Raw genomic sequence first — 20,136 nt, 5'->3', positions numbered from 1 at the left:
GATAATATGAGAACTGAAATTAGAATTTGTGGATTTGGAGGTCAGGGAATTATTCTTGCAGGTATTATTTTAGGTAAATCTGCATGCCTTTTCGACGGCAAAGAAGCGGTTCAAACTCAATCTTACGGTCCTGAAGCTCGTGGTGGAGCTTCCAAATGTGAAGTTGTTATCAGTGACAGCACAGTTGATTATCCTAAAGTTCAAAATCCTGATATCCTTGTTGCAATGTCTAATGAGGCATTACTTAAATATATTGTTGATTTAAAGGATAATGGAACTTTAATTGTTGATCCTGGAACAACAGATGTTGAAGATGTTAAGGATTTTATAGATGAACATAATATTAAAGTTTATGAAGCTCCTGCAACCAAAACAGCTACTGATGAAATCGGTCTTAAAATCGTAGCAAATATTGTAATGGTCGGAGCAATTACAAAAATAACTGGAGTCATATCTAAAGAATCAGCTATGAAAGCTATTGAAGCAAGTGTTCCTAAAGGAACTGAAGAGAAAAATATTAATGCTTTCGAAGCCGGATATGCTCTTGCAGAATAGGTGTTACAATGAGATTTTTTGAAAATGCAGCAAAACAAATTTTTAAAAAGGAAGGTATTCCAATTTTGGAAGGCCATGTCGCAAATTACCCTGAAGAAGCAATGGCTATATCTTCAGAAATGGGCGTTCCTGTTGTTATTAAAGCACAGGTTTTAACCGGTGGAAGAGGTAAAGCCGGAGGTGTAAAATTTGCAAATAACCCTGGTGAAGCACTTAAAGTTTCAGAACAAATTTTAGGAATGGAAATTAAAGGCGAAAAAGTAAATCATCTTTTAATCGAAGAAAAAGCTGATATTTTAAATGAATTTTTCGTAACAGTATCTGTTGACAGAGGTGCTAGAAAACCTGTAATTCTTGCAAGTAAGGAAGGTGGGGTTGAAATTGAAAACCTTGCTAAAACAAACCCTGAAAAAATTATCAAATATTATCCTAATCCTTTACTTGAATTCTTACCATATGAAGCACGTGAAATCGCACGTAAAATGGGTGTTGATTCTGAATTGATTTCACCAATTGGAGACATTATTTGGAAATTATATCGGGTCTTTGAAAAATATGACGCAGATACTGCTGAGATAAATCCGTTAGTGTTAACTCCTGACGGCATTATTGCAGCTGATGCTAAATTAGTTGTTGAAAATGATTCATTGTTCAGACATCAGGACCTTGTTGAAATGCTTCATTATAAAAAGAAAGCTGTGGACTTTGTCCAATTGGATGGGGACATTGCTGTAATAGGTAATGGTGCCGGTCTGACATTGACTGCTATGGATATGATTAAACTCAATGGTGGAGAACCTGCAACTTTCCTTGATATTGGTGGTGGAGCTTCAGAGCAAATCATCAATCAGGCTTTGAGTATTGTATTGAACTATGAGCCTGTTAAAGTAGTATTCTTAAATGTTTTAGGAGGTATTACCAAAGCTGATGATGTTGCAAGGGGTGTAATTAAAGCTTTAGAAAATATTGACCGTGATGTTCACATTGTAATCAGATTGACCGGAACCAATGAGAAAGAAGGTCAAAGACTTTTAGATGAAGCCGGAATTCCATATGAGACTTCAATGGAAAAAGCGGCTAAAAAAGCTGTTGAACTTTGTGAAGAATTGAAAGCCTGAGAATATAATATAAACTACTATAGCCTGCGGAGGTTGTGGATTTTCTAGAATATCTGCAAGTCCACTAGTTTAATATACAAAGACAAAAGAATTTTTGTCCACATTACTCAAAAATATTTATAGGGGCCTGGGATGTTTAATCCCAGTTCCAATCTCTATGATAAGTGATTAACTGTTCTAAGATGCTAAAAACAGTGTTAATTACAAATTTAAACCTTTAAATAAGTTTGGAATGAGTATTTTATCAGATGGGCTATCTGAATCTTCATGACAGTTTTGAAAGGGATTTGGAAGCTATATTTACAAATCCTGAACATCTCTATGCATATAACACCTAATAATTTAGAGATTATTCAAAATATGTTTTCGACACTTTGACGTGACTGAAAAGAAATATGTCCGTGAAACACAATTTCCAAAAGATTTAGAAAATGCATTTGAACTTTAAAAAAGAGTTGTTATTCGAGAAGAACAACTCGACTAATTTCAGATTCATTTACTAATTCTTTACCGCACTCATCACCTATTTTTTTAGCAAATTCTTTAACTTCATCGAATGTTGGCATATTGTCGAGAGTTAGACGTTTACGTGATGAGCCGACACACATATATGCTTTCACTTCTACAAAATCGGGGTCCGCTTTTTTTATCAATTTTGCATATTCTTCGGGATTTTCCATATTCCTTCCACGAACGCAGGTGTTTCGTATACATGTGCGGGAGTTAAAACTGGCCAATGTTTCAAGTGATTCATTTAAATTACTCCAAGCATCATTTATTCTAGGTCTGCACACTTCATTAAATATTTTCTCGTTAGGTGCATCCAAGGAAAGGTATAGTTGATATGGATCGTTTTCAAGATTCCTCAATCTGTCGACACATTGTCCGTTGCTTACAACAAATGTTGTAAAATCTCTTCTGTTAAACTCGCCAATTAATTCATCGATTTTCGGATAGAGTGTTGGTTCTCCGGCAAGTGAAATTGCGGCATTGGTTGGGTCTTTAAGTTCTTCAAGTTTCTTTTTATTTGCCTTATCATTTCCAAAAAAGCCGCACAGCAGATTATATTGGGCTTTGATTGCATCATCAATTATTGTTTTAGGATCATCATATTCGTCATCTTCCCATGTGGTTTGGGTATATGTCAGGTCTCTCCAGCAAAATTCGCACTCCTGTTGGCAGTTTGGAACTGAAGGGGACATTTGAAGGCATCTGTGGGATTTGATTCCATAGAATTTTTCCTTATAGCATACTCCTTTATCCACAATACTTTGACGGGTCCAATGACAAATCTTGGCGGCCGCATGGCCGTGTGTCCCAAGGAATCTGTATCCGCTTTTTTCTAATTTTTCTATTTGGCTTTCATTGAATGACATAAAATCAAAGTTATTTTTAGTTTTGCTTATATATACATTTTTACAAGCTCACATAAATATTATAAATTCTGAACAATATTGTAATTTATTAATAAAAATTATTTATATGTTTAATAATAATATAATTTAATATGAGATTATGGAATAAACATCAAGAAAAATTATTTTTTTTAAACTCGAAAGATTTCGCTTCAACAAAGCAGCTTTTCTATAAAACAGATGATGGACGATATCTGGCATATTGGCCAAAGAGATATAAAGGCAGAAAAACCACTCTCCAATCTAGAAATTCACTTATAGGAAATTACACAGAAAATTGGGTCTGTGATTTGTTCGGTGAATTGATTGAAGATGAAAATCTCTGCATCGTTCGCCAGGCGAGAATTCCCTCTGTTGGAATAACTTCAAAGTCTCCTGCAGACATTGTTGTTGCCACTGAAGATAAAAAAATTTTAAAGGCTTCACAGGTAAAACTAATATGTGAAGTTAAAATGTCTTTGGTGTGGAACTGGGAATATGACCCTGGCCTGGACAGGATTCATGAGATTGGCGACTACAGGACTCATCAGGGAAAGCCGAGTTTCACACGTTCGGATTCAGTTCTGAAAGCTATTGGCAAATGTATAGATATTCGTGTTTCAAATTTGGAATCTACGAAAATACCAATAATAGTCGTTGGAAATGCACCTCTCTCAAACGGATTTTCAAAAAAGGCTGATTATCTAAAGCATGCAGGTTTAATCCAGGGATTTTGGTCCCTCAATCCATTTCCACTTAATCACGGCAATACTCGCAAATCAACTCCAAAAAATGGTTTTTACAGATTTGACAATACTGATGAGTTAAAATTGCATTTGAATCAATTATTTAACAGGGATTTAAATTTCTTTTCAGGGATGCAGTCTCCTGAAAATCTGGGTCAAATGATTGATATAGCTAATCGGGAAAAAAGTTATGAAAATAAGGGATTGAAATTTTTAAATCTCCTAAAGGGGTCTTAATGTGGTTAGAAAAACGGAAACTTCTTCATTCGGTTCGGTCTTAAGGGAATCTCACAGTTCAAAAAAATTTTATAGTGCAAAATTATTTGAAGAATACAAAATACCTGAAAAAGTTGAATTCAAAGAGAATAAAATTGAAAAAGGAAATCTGAACAGGATATACTGCAAATCCAGTGAAAACATGAGCGAAATACCTGATGAAAGCGTTCATCTGATGATTACATCACCTCCTTACAATGTTGGCAAGGAATATGATGAGGATTTGTCTCTGGACGAATATTTGAATCTGCTTACATCTGTTTTTGGCGAGACTTATAAGAAACTGGTTCCAGGAGGCAGGGCCTGCATTAACATTGCTAATATTGGCCGCAAACCATATATTCCTCTTCATGCAATGGTAATAGAAATAATGCTTGATTTGGGATTTTTAATGCGCGGTGAAATAATATGGGATAAGTCTGCAAGTGCAGGTGGCTCATGTGCATGGGGAAGTTGGATGTCGGCGTCAAATCCTGTTTTGAGGGATTATCATGAATATATTTTGGTCTTTTCAAAACTGTCGTATTCCAAAAATAAGACTCAAAAGAAAAGGGACACAATTGAAAGGGATGATTTTATCCAATGGACAAAAAGCCTCTGGACGTTTCCGGCAGTCAACGCTAAAAAAATTGGCCATCCTGCTCCGTTTCCTGTTGAACTTCCTCACAGGTTAATTAATCTTTACAGCTATGAAGGGGATGTTGTTCTTGACCCCTTTTGCGGAAGCGGAACAACTTGCATTGCAGCTTTAAAAAATAATAGAAATTATATTGCCTATGAGATTAATCCGGAATATGTCAGTTTGTCTCAAAATAGAATAGAAAAATCATAAATTTATTTAATAGTGTAAGATAAATATAATATATAATAAAGTTATTGTGGGATATTATGGATACACCAATAGTAATATTGAATTATAAAACATATTTAGAATCAAGCGGTATAAAGGCTTTAGAACTTGCACATGATTTGGAAAGTGCTGCTAGCGAAACTGGAATTACTATGGTTGCAGCTCCTCAAGCAGCTGACATTTACAGGATAAATCAAGAAGCCTCCATTCCAATTTTTGCTCAACATATCGATCCAATCGCTCCTGGAGGCCATACTGGATCTAATTTAATTAATACTTTAATTGAAGCCGGTGTAAGCGGTTCATTAATTAACCATTCAGAACAAAGGATGAAATTGGCTGACATTGCAGAAGTCGTTAAGTTATGCAGGGAAAATGAAATAGAATCTTGCGTTTGTACCAATAATATAGAGACTTCTAAAGCTGTTGCTGCACTTTCTCCAACTGCTGTGGCTGTAGAACCTCCGGAATTAATAGGTACTGGAATTCCTGTATCTCAGGCACAACCTGAAGTTGTTGAAGACAGTGTAAAGGAAGTCAAATCCATTAATAAAAATGTTAAGGTATTATGTGGTGCTGGAATCACCACTGGAGATGATATGAAAGCTGCTATGGATTTGGGTGCTGACGGAGTATTGTTGGCATCAGGAATTATAAAGGCAGAAAGTCCAAAAGATGCTTTAATTGATTTGGTAAGCAAATTATAATTATTGCGAGTGGAGAAAAATGGCTGAATTTAATACAATTGATGATTTTGATTTGGAAAACAAAACTGTGCTTGTAAGGGTAGACATTAATGCACCGGTTGATCCGGGTTCTGGAATTATTTTGGATGATACAAGATTAAAATTACATGCAAGGACAATTAAAGAGTTATCTGCCAAAGGGGCTAAAGTTGTTATTCTTGCTCACCAAAGCAGACCTGGAAAGAAGGATTTCACAACATTATCTCAGCATGCTGATGTGTTATCAGATATTTTAAATTTAAGAGTAAAATATGTTGATTCTCTGTTTTCAAGTTCCGCTAAAGAGGCTATCCGTAATTTAAAACCACATGATATATTATTATTGGAAAATGCACGTTTCTTTTCAGAGGAAACTCTTTCAAGAAGTCCTCTGGAACAATCCAAAACTTTACTTGTAAGGCAATTATCTCCATTAATCGATTATTTTATTAATGATGCATTTGCGGCGGCTCATCGTTCTCAGGCATCATTGGTTGGATTTACAGTAAATACTCCTTCCGCTGCAGGCCGTGTCATGGAAGATGAACTGACTGTTATTCAAAATGCTTTGGATAATGTAGAACATCCTTGTGTATTCTTGCTTGGTGGAATGAAACCTGAAGATTCCATTGACGTTATGGAAAATGTATTAAGCAACGGTACTGCCGATTCTATATTGACAACAGGTATTGTTGGAAATATTGTATTATGGGCGGCAGGTGTTGATATCGGTCAGGTAAATCGTGATTTCATTGCAAGCAGAGGATATGAAGATATGGTTGAAAAATCAAAAGATTTAATTGAAAGATTTGGTGATAAGGTTAAATATCCTATTGATGTCGCTTGTGAAATTGATGGTGAACGTGTAGATTATGATTTGGATGATATTCCTAATGAAGCTATTTTTGATATCGGTGTAAAAACAATTTCATTTTATGCCAAAGAAATTAGGGAAGCTAAATATATATTTGCAAATGGTCCGGCAGGAGTATTTGAAGATCCTAAATTTTCTATGGGTACTGAAGATTTAATTAATGCAATGGCAAGTTCTACTGGATTTTCATTAATTGGTGGAGGTCATATTGCAGCTGCTACTGCAGGTCTTGGTTTGGAAAGTCACATGAGCCATTTAAGCAGTGGTGGTGGAGCTTGTATTAGCATGCTTGCTGGTAAAGAGCTTGCAGCTGTAGAAGCTTTAAAAAATAGTAAAAAATAATTTCTTTACTATTTTAAAACTTTTTTTTTAAAAAATAATATTAACTATTGAAAATATTCAACAGCTCTTCGGATGATTTTTTAGGATTGTCGGAACTCATTATTGCACTTACAACAGATAATCCTGCAATTCCTGTGTCATTTAATTCATGGGCATTTTCTAAAGTGATTCCTCCTATTGCAACAACTGGAATATCAATTGATTCAACAATTTCTTTCAATTCATTTTTAGTAATTTTGGGCGCATCATCCTTGGTTTGTGTTGGAAAGACTGCGCCTGTGCCTATATAGTCCGCACCGTCCTTTTGTGCTTTTTTTGCTTCATCAATTGTGGCAGCTGAAACTCCTAGTATCTTGTCTGCACCGATAAGTTTTCTTGTTACATCACAAGGCATATCTGACTGGCCTACATGAACTCCGTCAGCATCAATTGCCATTGCAACATCCACTCTGTCGTTAATGATTAAAGGGACATCATATTTTTTTGTTATTTCTTGAACTTTCAGTGCTAAATTGTAGAAATCCAATGTGTCTGCAGTTTTTTCTCTAATCTGCACAACAGTGGTTCCGCCTTTTATTGCCTCTTCTATTGTGTTTAGGAATTTTTCCACATCATCGCTATTGTCTGTAACGAGATACAGTGATAAGTCTATGCTGTTCATAATATCATAATATTTGATTCATTGATTAAACTTTCTGGAGTTGTCTTATAAAGATAATCAATTAGATATGCTCTAAATGAGCCTGTTCCTTCATCTTTTTCATCAACTTTTGCTCTTGCTTTTTCACCTGCAATGTTCATTGCTAAAATTGCAGCAAGACTACCATCAAGAGGTGTTGAAGCTCCAATGCAACTTCCAACGATGGAAGATAACATGCATCCGCTTCCGGTAATCAATGGCATCATTTCATCACCGTTGTCAATGGCTATTGTAGTTTCACCATCACTTAATATGTCTATCGGGCCGCTGGCAAGAACGGTTGTGTTTAGTTTATTTGCAATCTCTTTTATGAGATTTCCGTTGTCAGCTAAGTTTTCTTCTGTAATGATATCATCAGTATTTACGTCAACGCCCTTTGCGGCATTGTTTTCATCGATGACTCCAATTAATTTTGCTATTGCTTTTACTTCACTAATATTTCCGCGAATTGCTGCTATTTGGTAATTGTCTATTAAATCCATTGTGGTCCGGTTTCTAAGTTCAGTTACTCCAACTCCTACCGGATCGAGTATTATTGGTGTGTCAGTTTTATTTGCTGCTTTTGCGCTGACTTTCATAGCGTCTACTTGGTCTTTGCTTAATTTTCCAATGTTTATGACTAATGCGTCTGCAATTGTTACAACTTCTTCCATTTCTTCTACATCTTCTGCCATGAATGGGGATCCTCCTATTGCAAGAACTGCATTTGCACAATCATTAATTGTCACAGAATTGGTTATGCAATGGGTTAATGGATTCTTCTTATTAACTGATTTTAGAGTTTCTTCAAGCTTTTTCTGGATGTCTTCATTAATAATTGTCATGATTATTAATTATAAATTTTTTGTTATTTATATTTTAATAGAATTTTTTTAATTTATAGTAAAGTATTTAAATAACTTTGAATATAATTTATATTGTTATATTATATTAATAAATTGCCTCGGTGGCTCAGTCTGGTAGAGCGCGAGACTTGTAATCTCGTGGTCGCGGGTTCAATTCCCGTCCGGGGCTTTTATTTATATTAATATATTTGAATTTTTTAATATATGATTTAAAATATAGTAACATTTATATATGAGTGATTATATATTATCATTAGTATGTCATCTACATACTTTATGTATGTGGGTCCGTAGGGTAGCTTGGTCGATCCTTTGGGCTTTGGGAGCCTGAGACTCCGGTTCAAATCCGGGCGGACCCATTTTTCCCGCCTTAGCTCAATTTGGCAGAGCGTTGGACTGTAGATCCAAATGTTGCTGGTTCAAGTCCGGCAGGCGGGATTCTCAATTTATTATTTATTTCATCTGTAATTTTTTTGAAAAATTTATGATTTTTCAGAAACATTTATATATGATGAAAGTTATAGTAATTGATAGTGTATAATTTATTAGTGAGTTGCCTTGGTGGTGTAGGGGCTATCATGTGGGCCTGTCGAGCCCGCGACTCGGGTTCAAATCCCGGCCAAGGCGCTTCTATTATGTTATATCATTTAGGCCTGTAGCTCAGTCTGGCAGAGCGCTTGGCTTTTAACCAAGCGGCCGCGGGTTCAATTCCCGTCAGGCCTGTTTCTAATTTTATATTTTAATATTTTAACTTTTCTATCTGGAGGAAAATAATTTGAAAATAGATATTCAAAACCATAAACTCGTACCTAAACATGAAATCATGACCGAAGAAGAAATTTCTGAAGAATTTAGTGACGTAGATTATGATTTTAAAGACCTTCCTAAAATAAAGGCTAACGATCCTGTTGTAGAAACTATCGGTGCTAAACCAGGTAATGTTTTAAGAATTACTCGTGAAAGTCAAACTGCAGGAGTATTTATCACTTATAGGATTGTAGAAGGGTAGTATTAGTTTTTAATATAATTTTAGAGAGTGAAATTTAATATATTTTGATTTCTGTATTTTTTTACTTTTTTAGAAATTCATTATAATAAATTTGAACTTAGTTTGAGAGGAATTATCTTAAATTGGAGATAGTTATGAGTAAATTAAGAATAATGATTAAATGAATTAGTTAGGTTAAACCCTAGTGTGTGTTATTTTTATTTATTTATTATTTTTATTGCGTTTACGTAATGCTGGAGGATGTCCATGACAGAGAATAACTGGAAATTAGTTGATGCATTTTTTGATAAGTATGATTTGGTTGACCACCATATAAAATCATACAATGATTTTGTAAACAATAGGATTCAAAATATCATTGATATTACTGAACCTATCACATTAGATGATGGAAAATACACTTTAAAGACTGGTAAAGTTCGTATTGAAAAACCGTCTAATAAAGAAGCAGATGGGTCCAGTAGTGAAATTGATCCTACTGAAGCAAGACTTAGAAACTTGAATTATTCCGCAGACATGTACCTTGAAATGGCATTAAATGAAGAAGGAGAGGAAAATCCTTTGGAAGAAGTATATATTGGTGAATTGCCAGTAATGCTCAAATCAGACATTTGCCATCTTAATGGTCTGACTGCTGAAGAATTAAAAGAAAAACATGAAGACCCTCAAGATTTAGGAGGTTACTTTATTGTAAACGGTTCCGAAAGGGCTGTTGTTACAATGGAAGAAATTGCTCCAAACAAAATTATTCTTGAACGTTTAGGAGAAGTTGAAGAAAGACATGCTAAAGCTGTCGTTACTTCCATTAAAAGTGGTTTCAGAGCAAGAATTACTTTAGAATACAAAAAACCTCGTAAAAATGGTGTATTTTTAAGAATTTCTTTCCCATACCTTCCTGGAGAAATTCCACTGGTTATATTATTAAGGGCACTTGGATTATCTACAGATCAAGAAATCATTACAAAAATATCTGATGACAACAACTTCCAAATGATGGTTGCAGACGATATTCAAGTTTCTCTTGAAGCATTGAAATTAGATCAAAATGAAATGGATGGCATGACTCTTGATGAAAGAAAACAATACTTGCAAGATGCTGCTATTAAATACATTGGAAATAGAGTAGCTAAAAACATGCCTAAAGATTATCGTATCAAACGTGCAAAAGATGTCATAAATCGTTATTTATTACCTCACATGGGTACTGAAGAAGATAAATGTTATGATAAAGCTATTTATTTAGCTGAAATGACTGAAATGTTACTTGAAGTTATTGAAGAAAGAAGAGAACCTCACGATAAGGACCACTACACTAACAAAAGACTTAGAGTTTCTGGTGACTTAATGGAAGATTTATTCAGAGTAGCTTTCACTAACTTGACCAGAGATATGAGCTATCAACTTGAAAGAAGCCTTTCCCGTGGTAAAGAACTTTCAATCAAACAGGCAGTTCGTAGTGATGTTTTAACTGAAAACATTAAACACGCTATTGCTACTGGTAACTGGGTAGGTGGAAGAGCTGGTGTAAGTCAATTGTTAGATAGAACCAGTTACATGGGTACCCTTTCTCACTTAAGACGTGTTGTATCTCCGTTAACAAGAAGCCAACCTCACTTTGAAGCAAGAGATTTGCACCCAACTCAGTTTGGTAAAATCTGTCCTAACGAAACTCCGGAAGGACCTAACTGTGGGTTGGTAAAAAACTTGGCATTGATGTGTAATATTTCTGAAGGTTCCGATGAACAAGAAATTATTGATGTAATCGAGCAAATGGATGTCGATTTAATTAAGGAGGTGTAATTCTTGTCCGATATTAAAAAACCCGAATTAAATGAGAGAAAAGCATTTTATTATTTTGGTTTTAATAATGTAGTGCCTTTTAATGAAGTTAATCCTGTTATAAATGACTTAAGAGAAAAATCAGCAGATAATGAAGAATTATTGGAAAAGGTTAATTCCCATGCTGCCAATATTGATTCTTATTTTGATGATGAAGAATTAAAAAATGATGATGAATTATTTGTCAGATTCAACCCTCAAGAACCTAGAAAAAGTTGGGAATCACATAAAGATGATTTCGATTTAGATGAAAACTCTCAGGAAGATGAAATTGAGCCTGTTGAAGAGGTTGAAGAAGCTGGCGATATTGAGCCTGTTGAAGATGAAGACGGAATCGCTCCTGTTGCAGATGAACCTGAAGATGATTATCCTGTGGAATCTAATGTAATTCCAACTAAAATCTATATCAATGGTGAACTTTTAGGTTCCTGTAAAAATCCTCTTGAATTTACTCAGGAAATGAGAGAGAAAAGAAGAAACGGTGAAGTCTCTCATGAAATGAACATTACTTATTACGAAGACAACAATGAGATTTACATTTTCAATGATCCTGGTAGGGCTAGAAGACCTTTAATCATTGTTAAAGATGGACAACCTCTTTTAAAAGAAGAGCACTTAAACAAAGTGGCTAACGGAAAATTGAAATGGGATGATTTAATCAACAATGGTCTTATTGAATATCTTGACGCTGAAGAGGAAGAAAATTCCTACATTGCAATGACTTTAGCAGATTTGAATGAAGACCACACTCACCTTGAAATTGACCCTGCTACAATGCTTGGAATTTGTGCAGGTATTATTCCATTTTCAGATCACAACTCTTCTCCAAGGAACACAATGGAAGCAGGTATGACAAAACAGGCTTTAGGTTTATATGTTTCAAACTATGCATTACGTACCGATACCAGGGCTCACCTGTTACACCATCCTCAAACTCCTATTGTTAAAACACGTATTATTGATTCAACTAATTATGATTTAAGACCATCCGGTCAAAACTTTGTTGTAGCGTTAATGTCTTATGAAGGATATAACATGGAAGACGCAATGGTCATCAACAAAGGAGCACTCGAAAGAGGTCTTGCAAGATCTTCTTTCTTTAGGGCTTACGACACTTCAGAGAAAAGATACGCTGGTGGTCAGGTAGACAAATTTGAAGTGCCTGACAAAAACATCAAAGGTTACAGATCCGAAGAGGCATACAGAAACCTTGATGAAGACGGTGTAGTTAATCCTGAATCTGTAGTAGAATCCGGTGATGTATTAATCGGTAAAACTTCTCCTCCAAGATTCTTGGAAGAAGATTTCGGTTCTGTTGCAGACAGAAGAAGAGAAACTTCCGTTACTGTAAGACATGGTGAAAAAGGTATTGTTGATGCAGTCCTTTTATCTGAAACCGTTGAAGGTTCAAGATTAGCAAAAATCAGAGTAAGAGATACCAGACAACCTGAATTTGGTGATAAATTCGCATCAAGACACGGTCAGAAAGGGGTTGTCGGTTTAATATTATCTCCTGAAGATATACCATTTACAGAATTTGGTGTTGTACCTGATTTAATCGTAAATCCTCACGCTATTCCATCCAGGATGTCTATCGGTCAGGTATTGGAAATGGTTGCAGGTAAAGCAGGATGTCTTGAAGGTGAAAGAGTTGATGCAACTCCATTCAACCAAACTCTTGAAGATGAAATTAAACAGCAACTCATTAATCACGGATTCGAATCTGCAGGATGTGAATCCTTATACAGTGGAGTAACTGGTGAAAGAATAGATGCCGAAATCTTTGTAGGAGTGGCATATTACCAAAAATTACACCACATGACTACTGATAAAGTTTATGCTCGTTCCAGAGGTCCAGTACAAGTACTCACACGTCAACCTACTGAAGGTAGAGCACGTGAAGGTGGTTTAAGATTTGGAGAAATGGAAAGAGATTGTCTTATCGCACACGGTGCAGCTTTAACATTAAAAGAAAGGCTCTTGGATGAGTCAGATAAGTACGAAGCAATTGTTTGTGAAAACTGTGGTATGTTAGCTGTTTTCGACAGAAATAAAAATAAAAAATACTGTCCGATCTGTGGAGATGTAGAAACTTATCCTGTTGAAATTTCATACGCATTTAAATTATTATTAGACGAACTTAAGAGTTTATGTATTTTCCCTAAATTACGTTTAGGAGACAAAGCATAATTAGATTTATAAAGGAGCCAGTACATGACACATTATATTAAAAAAATTGAACAAATTAACTTTGGTTTAATGTCTCCTGAGGATATTCGTAAAATGTCTGTTGTTACTGTTGAATATCCTGATACTTATGGGGATGATGGTTTTCCTATTGAAAAAGGTTTAATGGACCCTCGTTTAGGTATTATTGACCCTAGTTTAGTATGTAGGACCTGTGGTTTTAAAGGTGGAGATTGTCAAGGTCACTTCGGTAGTATTGAACTTGCAAGACCTGTTATTCATGTCGGTTTTGGTGACATCATCCACAAGATTTTACGTTCCACCTGTAATGAATGTGGACGTGTTCTTTTAAATGATGAACAAATCGAATACTACACCGAAAAAATCAGCGAAGCAATGGACAACAAGGAAAGCATCAACAATATCTTGAAAGAGGTTTACAAAGATGCAAAAAGGGAATTAAAACAGATGCCTGAAGATGATGAGGATATTGACTTAAAACATTGCTGCCCTCATTGCGGTACACCTCAGGAAGCTATTATTTTAGATAAACCTGTCACAATTCGTCAAGGCGATTACAAATTAACTCCTTCTGAAGTAAGGGAAAGACTTGAAAAAATTACAGATGATGATGCATACATCTTAGGAGTAAATGCTGAAGTGGCAAGACCTGAATGGTTAGTTTTAACCGTACTTCCAGTTCCTCCTGTAACTGTAAGACCTTCAATTACTTTGGATACTGGTGAGAGATCAGAAGACGATTTGACTCACAAACTTGTAGATATCTTACGTATCAATCAGCGTTTACTTGAAAATATGGAAGCTGGAGCTCCACAATTAATCGTTGAAGATTTATGGGAGTTATTACAATATCACGTTACTACTTACTTTGATAATGAAGCATCAGGTGTTCCTCCTGCAAGACACAGATCAGGAAGACCTCTTAAAACCTTGACTCAAAGGTTAAAAGGAAAAGAAGGAAGATTCAGATCAAACCTTTCAGGTAAACGTGTAAACTTCTCTGCACGTACAGTAATTTCACCTGACCCAAACATCAGTATCAATGAGGTCGGTGTACCGGAAATGATTGCAAAAGAAGTGACTGTACCTGTACATGTAAATGAATGGAACATTGATCAAATGAAAGAGTTCATTGAAAACGGTCCGGATATTCACCCTGGTGCAAATTATGTTATTTCAAATGACGGCAAAACCAAAAGAAGGGTAACTGATGAAACTAAAGAGTTCATTTTAGAACAGTTAGAACCAGGTTACATTGTCGAAAGACATTTGAAAGATGGAGATATGGTTTTATTCAACAGGCAACCTTCCCTTCACAGAATGAGTATGATGGCTCACGAAGTAAGAGTATTGCCTTATAAAACTTTCAGATTAAACTTATGTGTATGTCCTCCATACAATGCGGACTTTGACGGGGACGAAATGAACATGCACGTTTTCCAGACTGATGAATCACGTGCAGAAGCAAAATCCTTAATGCGTGTTCAGGAACACATTTTATCTCCTAGGTTCGGTGGACCAATTATCGGTGCTATTCACGACCACATTTCAGGAGCATACCTCTTGACAAGAGACGGTGTGGAATTCACAGAAGAAGAAGCTTTACAAATCATCCGTAAATCACACCTTGCAATTCCACCATTAAAATCCAATGAATGGATTTTAAAATATGACCCTGACTATGGTGAAGAAACCTATATCTTCAAACCGAAAGGAGAAAAATGGACCGGTAAAGAGTTATTCTCATTATTACTGCCTAATGACTTGAACTTATCCTACAGTGCTGAAATCGCTAAAGGTAAAAACATCATTGATGTTGAAATCAAGGATGATGAAACTGATGAAGTAATTGAAACCAGATTAGGTCACGAGGGTATTTATCCACCTACAGACGGTTATGTAGTTATCAAAAACGGTATTCTCGAACAGGGAAGTATAGATGAATCCGCTTACGGTTCATTTTCAGGTAAAATCCTGGATAAAATCGTTAAGGAATATGGTCCTGGAAGAGCAAAAGAATTCTTAGACAGATCTACTGACCTTGCAATTTGTGGAATCATGAAAACAGGTATTACTACCAGTTTAAATGATGAAGAAATTCCTGAAGAAGCTCAAGACCGTATTAACGAGCACTTGAATAAGAAAATGGATGAAGTAGATATGCTTGTTCAATCTTATGAAGAAGGATACCTCCAAGCATTGCCTGGTAGAAGCCTTGAAGAAACTTTAGAGATGAAAATCATGCAGGTTCTCGGGGAAGCTAGGGATATGTCCGGTAACATTGCTGAAAACTACCTTACCATGGGTAAACAGTTCATGGACGATTCATATGACCATGTAATGGCAGTTGAAAACCACTCTGTAGTAATGGCACGTACTGGTGCTAGGGCATCTATGTTGAACCTTACTCAGATTACTGCTTGTGTAGGACAACAAGCGGTTAGGGGTGGACGTATCGAAAGGGGATACTTAGGCAGAACCTTACCTCACTTTAAGAAAGGTGAGTTAGGGGCTAAAGCGAAAGGATTTGTACACTCAAGTTACAAATCTGGTCTTGACCCAATCGAGTTCTTCTTCCACGCAATGGGTGGAAGAGAAGGTCTTGTAGATACCGCGATTCGTACAGCACAATCCGGTTACATGCAAAGAAGACTTGTAAACGCTCTACAGGACTTGCAAGTTAAACCATCCGGACTTGTTACAGACAATCAAGGAAACGTTATTCAAACTATGTTTGGAGAAGATGGTGTAGACCCTGCAAAATCTGACTTCGGTAAACCGGCAGACTTAAACAAACTTATTACTGAGATAAGAATGGAAAGTATGGAAGGTAAGTAGGTGTAACTATGGAAGATGTTATAAATAAAGTAAATGATATTATTGCTCAACTTAATGAAGAAGAAAATCTTGGTATAGCTTTTCCAGATAGTTATATTGAAGAATTAGCTGAGTCATACATTAAACAAGATTTAACTGATGATGAATTAACTAAACTCATCCGCAGAGGCTGTTGGAACAGTAGCTGCACAATCTGTTGGTGAACCTGGTACTCAGATGACTATGCGTACTTTTCACTATGCAGGGGTAACTGAGTTAAACGTAACATTAGGTCTTCCAAGACTTATTGAAATCGTTGACGCTAGAAAGGATATTGCTACACCAACTATGGATATTTATTTTGATGAAGAAAGACGTAATGATGAAGAATTTGTTAGAACTTTAGCTAACCAGATTGGTAAAAGTACTATAAATGATGTTCTTTCAGATTTCAATTTAAATTATGCTACTATGGAAGTAGAAGCTGTTCTGGATGATAAAAAAATAAGAGAAAAAAGACTTGATAGAGAAGAAATTGACGCCATTATTGGAAAGTCTTTCAAAAAGGCCACAATCAATAATAACCACATTATCATACCTTCTTCCAAAAATGAAAAGTCAGACACTAGATTTGAAATACGTGAACTTCGTCTTTTAGCAGATAAGGTTCGTGATTTACAGATTAGTGGTATAAAAGGTATCGGTAAAGTTATTATTCGTAAAGATGATAGGGAATGGATTATTCACACAGAAGGATCCAACCTCAAAGAAATTCTTGACATGGACGGTATTGACCATGTAAGAACTACTACCAACAATATTCACGAAATCGGTGAAGTTTTAGGTATTGAGGCAGCTCGTCAGGCTATCATTGACGAAGCTCAGAAAACCTTATCAGAACAAGGTCTTAGTGTAGATGTAAGACATATCATGTTGGTTGCAGATATTATGACATCCGAAGGTGTTGTAAAATCTATTGGAAGACATGGTATTAGTGGTGAAAAATCAAGTGTATTAGCTCGTGCAGCTTTTGAAGAAACTGGTAAACATTTACTTAACGCAAGTATTCGTGGGGAAGTAGATGATTTAACAGGTATCATCGAAAATATTATTATTGGACAACCAATACCTCTTGGTACCGGTTCAGTCGGTGTCAAAATGGATTATAAAAATGAATAGGAGGCTAGATGATGGACGTAGATAGAGGAATCAGAGTAGCTGTAGATACTGGTGATGTAACTTTAGGCTCTGAAAAATCAATTCAATCTTTAAAATTAGGAAAAGGCAAACTTGTTGTTGTTGCTGCTAACGCTCCTAAAGAAATTCTTGAAGATGTTGAATATTATGCAAATCTTTCCGAAATTCCATCCTTAGTATATGATGGAACTAGTGTAGATTTGGGTTCTGTTTGTGGTAAACCTTTTACTGTTGCTACATTAATCGTAAACGATCCAGGAGATTCTACAATATTAGACGATTTGAGGTAGATTTAAGTGTCTATTAAATTTAGTGCAAATGAAATTAGATACATAGCTCTTTTCGAAAATATGACTGGAGCAATGGTAAAAGATTGCATTATCGATGATGAACATGGTAAAGTTACTTTCGTTGTTAAGAATGGTGACATGGGACTTGCTATAGGTAAAAAAGGAAGTTCCGTATCTAAAGTTCAAAGAGCAGTAGATAAAGGTGTTGAGATTATCGAATTGGATGATGATCCGATACAGTTTATTAAGAATGTTTTATCCCCTGCAAAATTACAAAGTGTTAAAGTAAGTCAAAAACAGTCAGGTGAAAAAATAGCTACTGTAACAGCAGACAATACCAACAAACGTATTGCTATCGGTAAAAATGGAATCAATATTGAAAGAGCTAAATTATTAGCAAATAGACAACATAATATTGATAATATTATTTTAAAATAGCTTTCGAGCTATTTTATAAATTTTATTTTTTTAATTAATTTTTTTTTGATAAATTTCTGTAAAATTTTTATTTTTTTTTTCATTAATGCCTTATTTTTGAAATATTTCTTGTTTTAAATATTCTTTATAATATAGAGAAATTTTTTAGAATGATATTCTTTAAAAAAAGATACATTTATAAATGTTGAACAAAATACATAATATAAGATATCTTTTTTAAAAATAGAATTATTTGATATTATGGCTTCCAATAAACGGTCTAAAAGAATTTTTTATTTTGATGCATTGCGTGCATTGGCTATCATAACTGTGATAATGTTTCATGTTTATCTCAGATATAGTGTTAACGGACCTGTTAATTGGACTCCTGTTCCTTCATTCACCTGGTTTCTGACAGACTTTTATGCAACTGTTGCCAGGTGTGGTGTAGCTATTTTTTTAATGTTATCCGGTGCATTGTCGTTGGGTAGAGAATGGGAAATCAGGCCGTTTCTCTCAAAGAGGCTTCCAAGAATTGCCATGCCTTTCACGTTCTGGGTATTGGTACTGTCAGCTATCATTATCCTGATGTATTACTTCCTGCCAATACATATGTTTAATTATTTCCCTAATTTCGACGTCATGACTATATTGACATTCCTATATAATGCAATTATGGGAGATACAGTGTGGTTTACTCCTTATTGGTTCTTCTGGATGATTTTAGGTACTTATTTGGCTATGCCAATTATCAATAGATGGTTGCTTCATTCAGACTTGAAGGAAGCTGAATATTTCCTGGTATTCTGGTTAATAACCTGTTTATTCACATATACCCTTAAGACTGATTTCATAATTAAACTGAATTTCTTCGCAAGTCCTATAGGTCTTGTTGTACTGGGATATTATTTAAGGCATACTGACCGTAAGATATTCAACAGCATCTATTGGGCAATTGCAATCTTTTTGGCATCTGCTGTTGCATTGATGGGTTTCAGTTATTTCTTTTCAAAAGGCACAACATTCTTTGTTTTCCACAGGTATGCAATACTTTATGCCATTGAAGTTGCAGCAATATTTTGTATATTTAAAAATTTCAATCAGTTGAATCTGAATTTCGGATTTTTAAACAACCCGGATTCACTTTTCAAAAGATCAGTATTTTCAATAGCAAAGTACAGTTATGGAATTTATTTGACACACCAATTTATATTGAATATTATGATTATAATGCTGACAAATCATGTAAAACATTCTATTTTAATGGTAATTTTACCAATAATTACATTAATTCTTTCTTGGGGAATGTTGGCTGTTTTAAACAGGGTTCCTCATCTAAACCAGTGGATTGGTGCGAAATAAATTTTTCCCAAAAAAACATACCTTTATAAAGGTTGAAATATATATTTTATTATAAGATATCTGTACTTTTTATAACTTGACTATGTGTGCTTTTTGTCAATGTTTTGAATTTTATTTCAAGATATCTTTTTTTTAGATAATTAGTTTTTTTATCTAATAAATTATTATTACTGATTAATATCTTTGAATTTAGATTGTACTATAGACTATAGTATAAATCGCAGCGGTGGATTCTTAGATATATTTTTAACAAAAAGATTAGAGGAAATATTATGCCAGGACTTTTTGCTGCAAAAAAACTTAAAAGGAATAGACAAAATTTTAAGTGGAAAGATGTAGATTACAAAAGAAGAGCTTTAAGATTAGATGTTAAAGCGGACCCTCTCGAAGGAGCTCCTCAAGCTAGAGGTATTGTAATCGAAAAAGTAGGGATAGAAGCAAAACAACCTAACTCTGCTATTCGTAAATGTGTACGTGTTCAATTAATTAAAAACGGTAAACAATTAACTGCTTTCGCACCGGGTGACGGAGCTATCGGATTTATCGATGAACACGATGAAGTAATGATTGAA

The 20,136-nt window shown here is 35.1% G+C and carries 17 protein-coding genes, 5 tRNA genes and 1 pseudogene; 20 read left to right on the top strand and 3 right to left on the bottom strand.

What is annotated here, in order from left to right; all coding sequences use genetic code 11:
- The first annotated feature begins 6 nt into the window (after positions 1-6).
- A complete protein-coding gene (locus QZU75_RS00750; protein ID WP_296881034.1) occupies positions 7-555 on the top strand; it encodes a 2-oxoacid:ferredoxin oxidoreductase subunit gamma in 549 nt (182 codons plus the stop codon).
- Between the two features lie 8 nt (positions 556-563).
- Complete coding sequence (sucC, locus tag QZU75_RS00745) at positions 564-1,673, top strand: ADP-forming succinate--CoA ligase subunit beta (RefSeq protein WP_296881033.1); 1,110 nt, start codon at positions 564-566, stop codon at positions 1,671-1,673.
- A 458-nt stretch (positions 1,674-2,131) separates the two neighbouring features.
- Here the strand turns inward: sucC and twy1 are convergent, their stop codons facing one another.
- Positions 2,132-3,049, bottom strand: coding sequence for a 4-demethylwyosine synthase TYW1 (gene twy1 / locus QZU75_RS00740; protein ID WP_296881032.1), 918 nt, complete (start codon positions 3,047-3,049; stop codon positions 2,132-2,134).
- 131 nt (positions 3,050-3,180) lie between these two features.
- Here twy1 and QZU75_RS00735 point away from each other — a divergent pair, with 131 nt between their 5' ends.
- The 4 genes from QZU75_RS00735 to QZU75_RS00720 are packed head-to-tail and all read left to right on the top strand — an operon-like array spanning position 3,181 to position 6,880.
- Positions 3,181-4,050, top strand: a complete 870-nt coding sequence (locus tag QZU75_RS00735) for a hypothetical protein (RefSeq protein WP_296881031.1) — start codon at positions 3,181-3,183, stop codon at positions 4,048-4,050.
- A gap of 1 nt (position 4,051) precedes the next feature.
- Positions 4,052-4,921: a site-specific DNA-methyltransferase gene (locus QZU75_RS00730; protein ID WP_296881030.1), complete on the top strand. Its 870-nt coding sequence runs from the start codon at positions 4,052-4,054 to the stop codon at positions 4,919-4,921.
- A gap of 56 nt (positions 4,922-4,977) precedes the next feature.
- Positions 4,978-5,646 (top strand): triose-phosphate isomerase, encoded by a 669-nt coding sequence (gene tpiA / locus QZU75_RS00725; RefSeq protein ID WP_296881029.1) that lies wholly within the window; start codon positions 4,978-4,980, stop codon positions 5,644-5,646.
- Between the two features lie 19 nt (positions 5,647-5,665).
- Positions 5,666-6,880: a phosphoglycerate kinase gene (locus tag QZU75_RS00720; RefSeq protein WP_296881028.1), complete on the top strand. Its 1,215-nt coding sequence runs from the start codon at positions 5,666-5,668 to the stop codon at positions 6,878-6,880.
- A 40-nt stretch (positions 6,881-6,920) separates the two neighbouring features.
- Here QZU75_RS00720 and thiE read toward each other — a convergent pair whose 3' ends face one another.
- Together thiE and thiM are read right to left on the bottom strand one after the other, a co-directional pair.
- The gene (gene thiE / locus QZU75_RS00715) at positions 6,921-7,541 is read right to left on the bottom strand and encodes a thiamine phosphate synthase (protein ID WP_296881027.1); all 621 of its coding nucleotides are present in this window, start codon (positions 7,539-7,541) and stop codon (positions 6,921-6,923) included.
- On the bottom strand, positions 7,538-8,404 hold the full coding sequence (gene thiM / locus QZU75_RS00710; RefSeq protein ID WP_296881026.1) for a hydroxyethylthiazole kinase: 867 nt from the start codon (positions 8,402-8,404) through the stop codon (positions 7,538-7,540). The genes thiE and thiM overlap by 4 nt, the downstream gene beginning before the upstream one ends.
- A 116-nt stretch (positions 8,405-8,520) precedes the next feature.
- Between thiM and QZU75_RS00705 the strand changes: the two genes are divergently transcribed.
- The 14 genes and pseudogenes from QZU75_RS00705 to QZU75_RS00640 all read left to right on the top strand — a co-directional run.
- A tRNA-Thr gene (locus QZU75_RS00705) sits at positions 8,521-8,594 on the top strand.
- A gap of 115 nt (positions 8,595-8,709) precedes the next feature.
- Positions 8,710-8,784 (top strand) — tRNA-Pro (locus tag QZU75_RS00700).
- Between the two features lie 5 nt (positions 8,785-8,789).
- Positions 8,790-8,863, top strand: a tRNA-Tyr gene (locus QZU75_RS00695).
- A gap of 117 nt (positions 8,864-8,980) precedes the next feature.
- A tRNA-Asp gene (locus tag QZU75_RS00690) sits at positions 8,981-9,052 on the top strand.
- Between the two features lie 22 nt (positions 9,053-9,074).
- Positions 9,075-9,148, top strand: a tRNA-Lys gene (locus tag QZU75_RS00685).
- Positions 9,149-9,200: 52 nt separating this feature from the next.
- A complete protein-coding gene (locus QZU75_RS00680; RefSeq protein WP_296881025.1) occupies positions 9,201-9,434 on the top strand; it encodes a DNA-directed RNA polymerase subunit H in 234 nt (77 codons plus the stop codon).
- Between the two features lie 246 nt (positions 9,435-9,680).
- Entirely contained in the window at positions 9,681-11,234 is a 1,554-nt protein-coding gene (locus QZU75_RS00675; RefSeq protein ID WP_296881024.1) for a DNA-directed RNA polymerase subunit B'', read from the top strand.
- 426 nt (positions 11,235-11,660) lie between these two features.
- Entirely contained in the window at positions 11,661-13,463 is a 1,803-nt protein-coding gene (rpoB, locus tag QZU75_RS00670) for a DNA-directed RNA polymerase subunit B (RefSeq protein ID WP_394350222.1), read from the top strand.
- A gap of 24 nt (positions 13,464-13,487) precedes the next feature.
- A complete protein-coding gene (locus tag QZU75_RS00665; RefSeq protein WP_296881023.1) occupies positions 13,488-16,319 on the top strand; it encodes a DNA-directed RNA polymerase subunit A' in 2,832 nt (943 codons plus the stop codon).
- Positions 16,320-16,327: 8 nt separating this feature from the next.
- Positions 16,328-17,477: pseudogene (gene rpoA2, locus QZU75_RS00660) on the top strand (DNA-directed RNA polymerase subunit A'').
- Between the two features lie 8 nt (positions 17,478-17,485).
- Positions 17,486-17,785, top strand: a complete 300-nt coding sequence (locus QZU75_RS00655) for a 50S ribosomal protein L30e (RefSeq protein WP_296881022.1) — start codon at positions 17,486-17,488, stop codon at positions 17,783-17,785.
- A gap of 6 nt (positions 17,786-17,791) precedes the next feature.
- Complete coding sequence (locus QZU75_RS00650) at positions 17,792-18,223, top strand: NusA-like transcription termination signal-binding factor (RefSeq protein ID WP_296881021.1); 432 nt, start codon at positions 17,792-17,794, stop codon at positions 18,221-18,223.
- Between the two features lie 240 nt (positions 18,224-18,463).
- Positions 18,464-19,564, top strand: coding sequence for an acyltransferase (locus QZU75_RS00645; protein WP_296881020.1), 1,101 nt, complete (start codon positions 18,464-18,466; stop codon positions 19,562-19,564).
- Positions 19,565-19,836: 272 nt separating this feature from the next.
- The coding region (locus QZU75_RS00640) for a 30S ribosomal protein S12 (protein ID WP_296881019.1) at positions 19,837-20,136 on the top strand (300 nt) is incomplete at its 3' end.

It is taken from the genome of uncultured Methanobrevibacter sp., from assembly GCF_902764455.1.
Classification (GTDB): domain Archaea; phylum Methanobacteriota; class Methanobacteria; order Methanobacteriales; family Methanobacteriaceae; genus Methanocatella.
This window is presented reverse-complemented; position numbering and strand designations above follow the sequence as displayed.

Coding starts and splice junctions, on each gene's coding strand:
- sucC (WP_296881033.1), top strand. CDS start 564: ATGAGATTTTTTGAAAATGCAGCAAAACAAATTTTTAAAAAGGAAGGT.
- QZU75_RS00645 (WP_296881020.1), top strand. CDS start 18,464: ATGGCTTCCAATAAACGGTCTAAAAGAATTTTTTATTTTGATGCATTG.
- thiM (WP_296881026.1), bottom strand. CDS start 8,404: ATGACAATTATTAATGAAGACATCCAGAAAAAGCTTGAAGAAACTCTA.
- QZU75_RS00720 (WP_296881028.1), top strand. CDS start 5,666: ATGGCTGAATTTAATACAATTGATGATTTTGATTTGGAAAACAAAACT.
- QZU75_RS00655 (WP_296881022.1), top strand. CDS start 17,486: ATGATGGACGTAGATAGAGGAATCAGAGTAGCTGTAGATACTGGTGAT.
- QZU75_RS00675 (WP_296881024.1), top strand. CDS start 9,681: ATGACAGAGAATAACTGGAAATTAGTTGATGCATTTTTTGATAAGTAT.
- QZU75_RS00735 (WP_296881031.1), top strand. CDS start 3,181: ATGAGATTATGGAATAAACATCAAGAAAAATTATTTTTTTTAAACTCG.
- tpiA (WP_296881029.1), top strand. CDS start 4,978: ATGGATACACCAATAGTAATATTGAATTATAAAACATATTTAGAATCA.
- thiE (WP_296881027.1), bottom strand. CDS start 7,541: ATGAACAGCATAGACTTATCACTGTATCTCGTTACAGACAATAGCGAT.
- QZU75_RS00665 (WP_296881023.1), top strand. CDS start 13,488: ATGACACATTATATTAAAAAAATTGAACAAATTAACTTTGGTTTAATG.
- QZU75_RS00750 (WP_296881034.1), top strand. CDS start 7: ATGAGAACTGAAATTAGAATTTGTGGATTTGGAGGTCAGGGAATTATT.
- twy1 (WP_296881032.1), bottom strand. CDS start 3,049: ATGTCATTCAATGAAAGCCAAATAGAAAAATTAGAAAAAAGCGGATAC.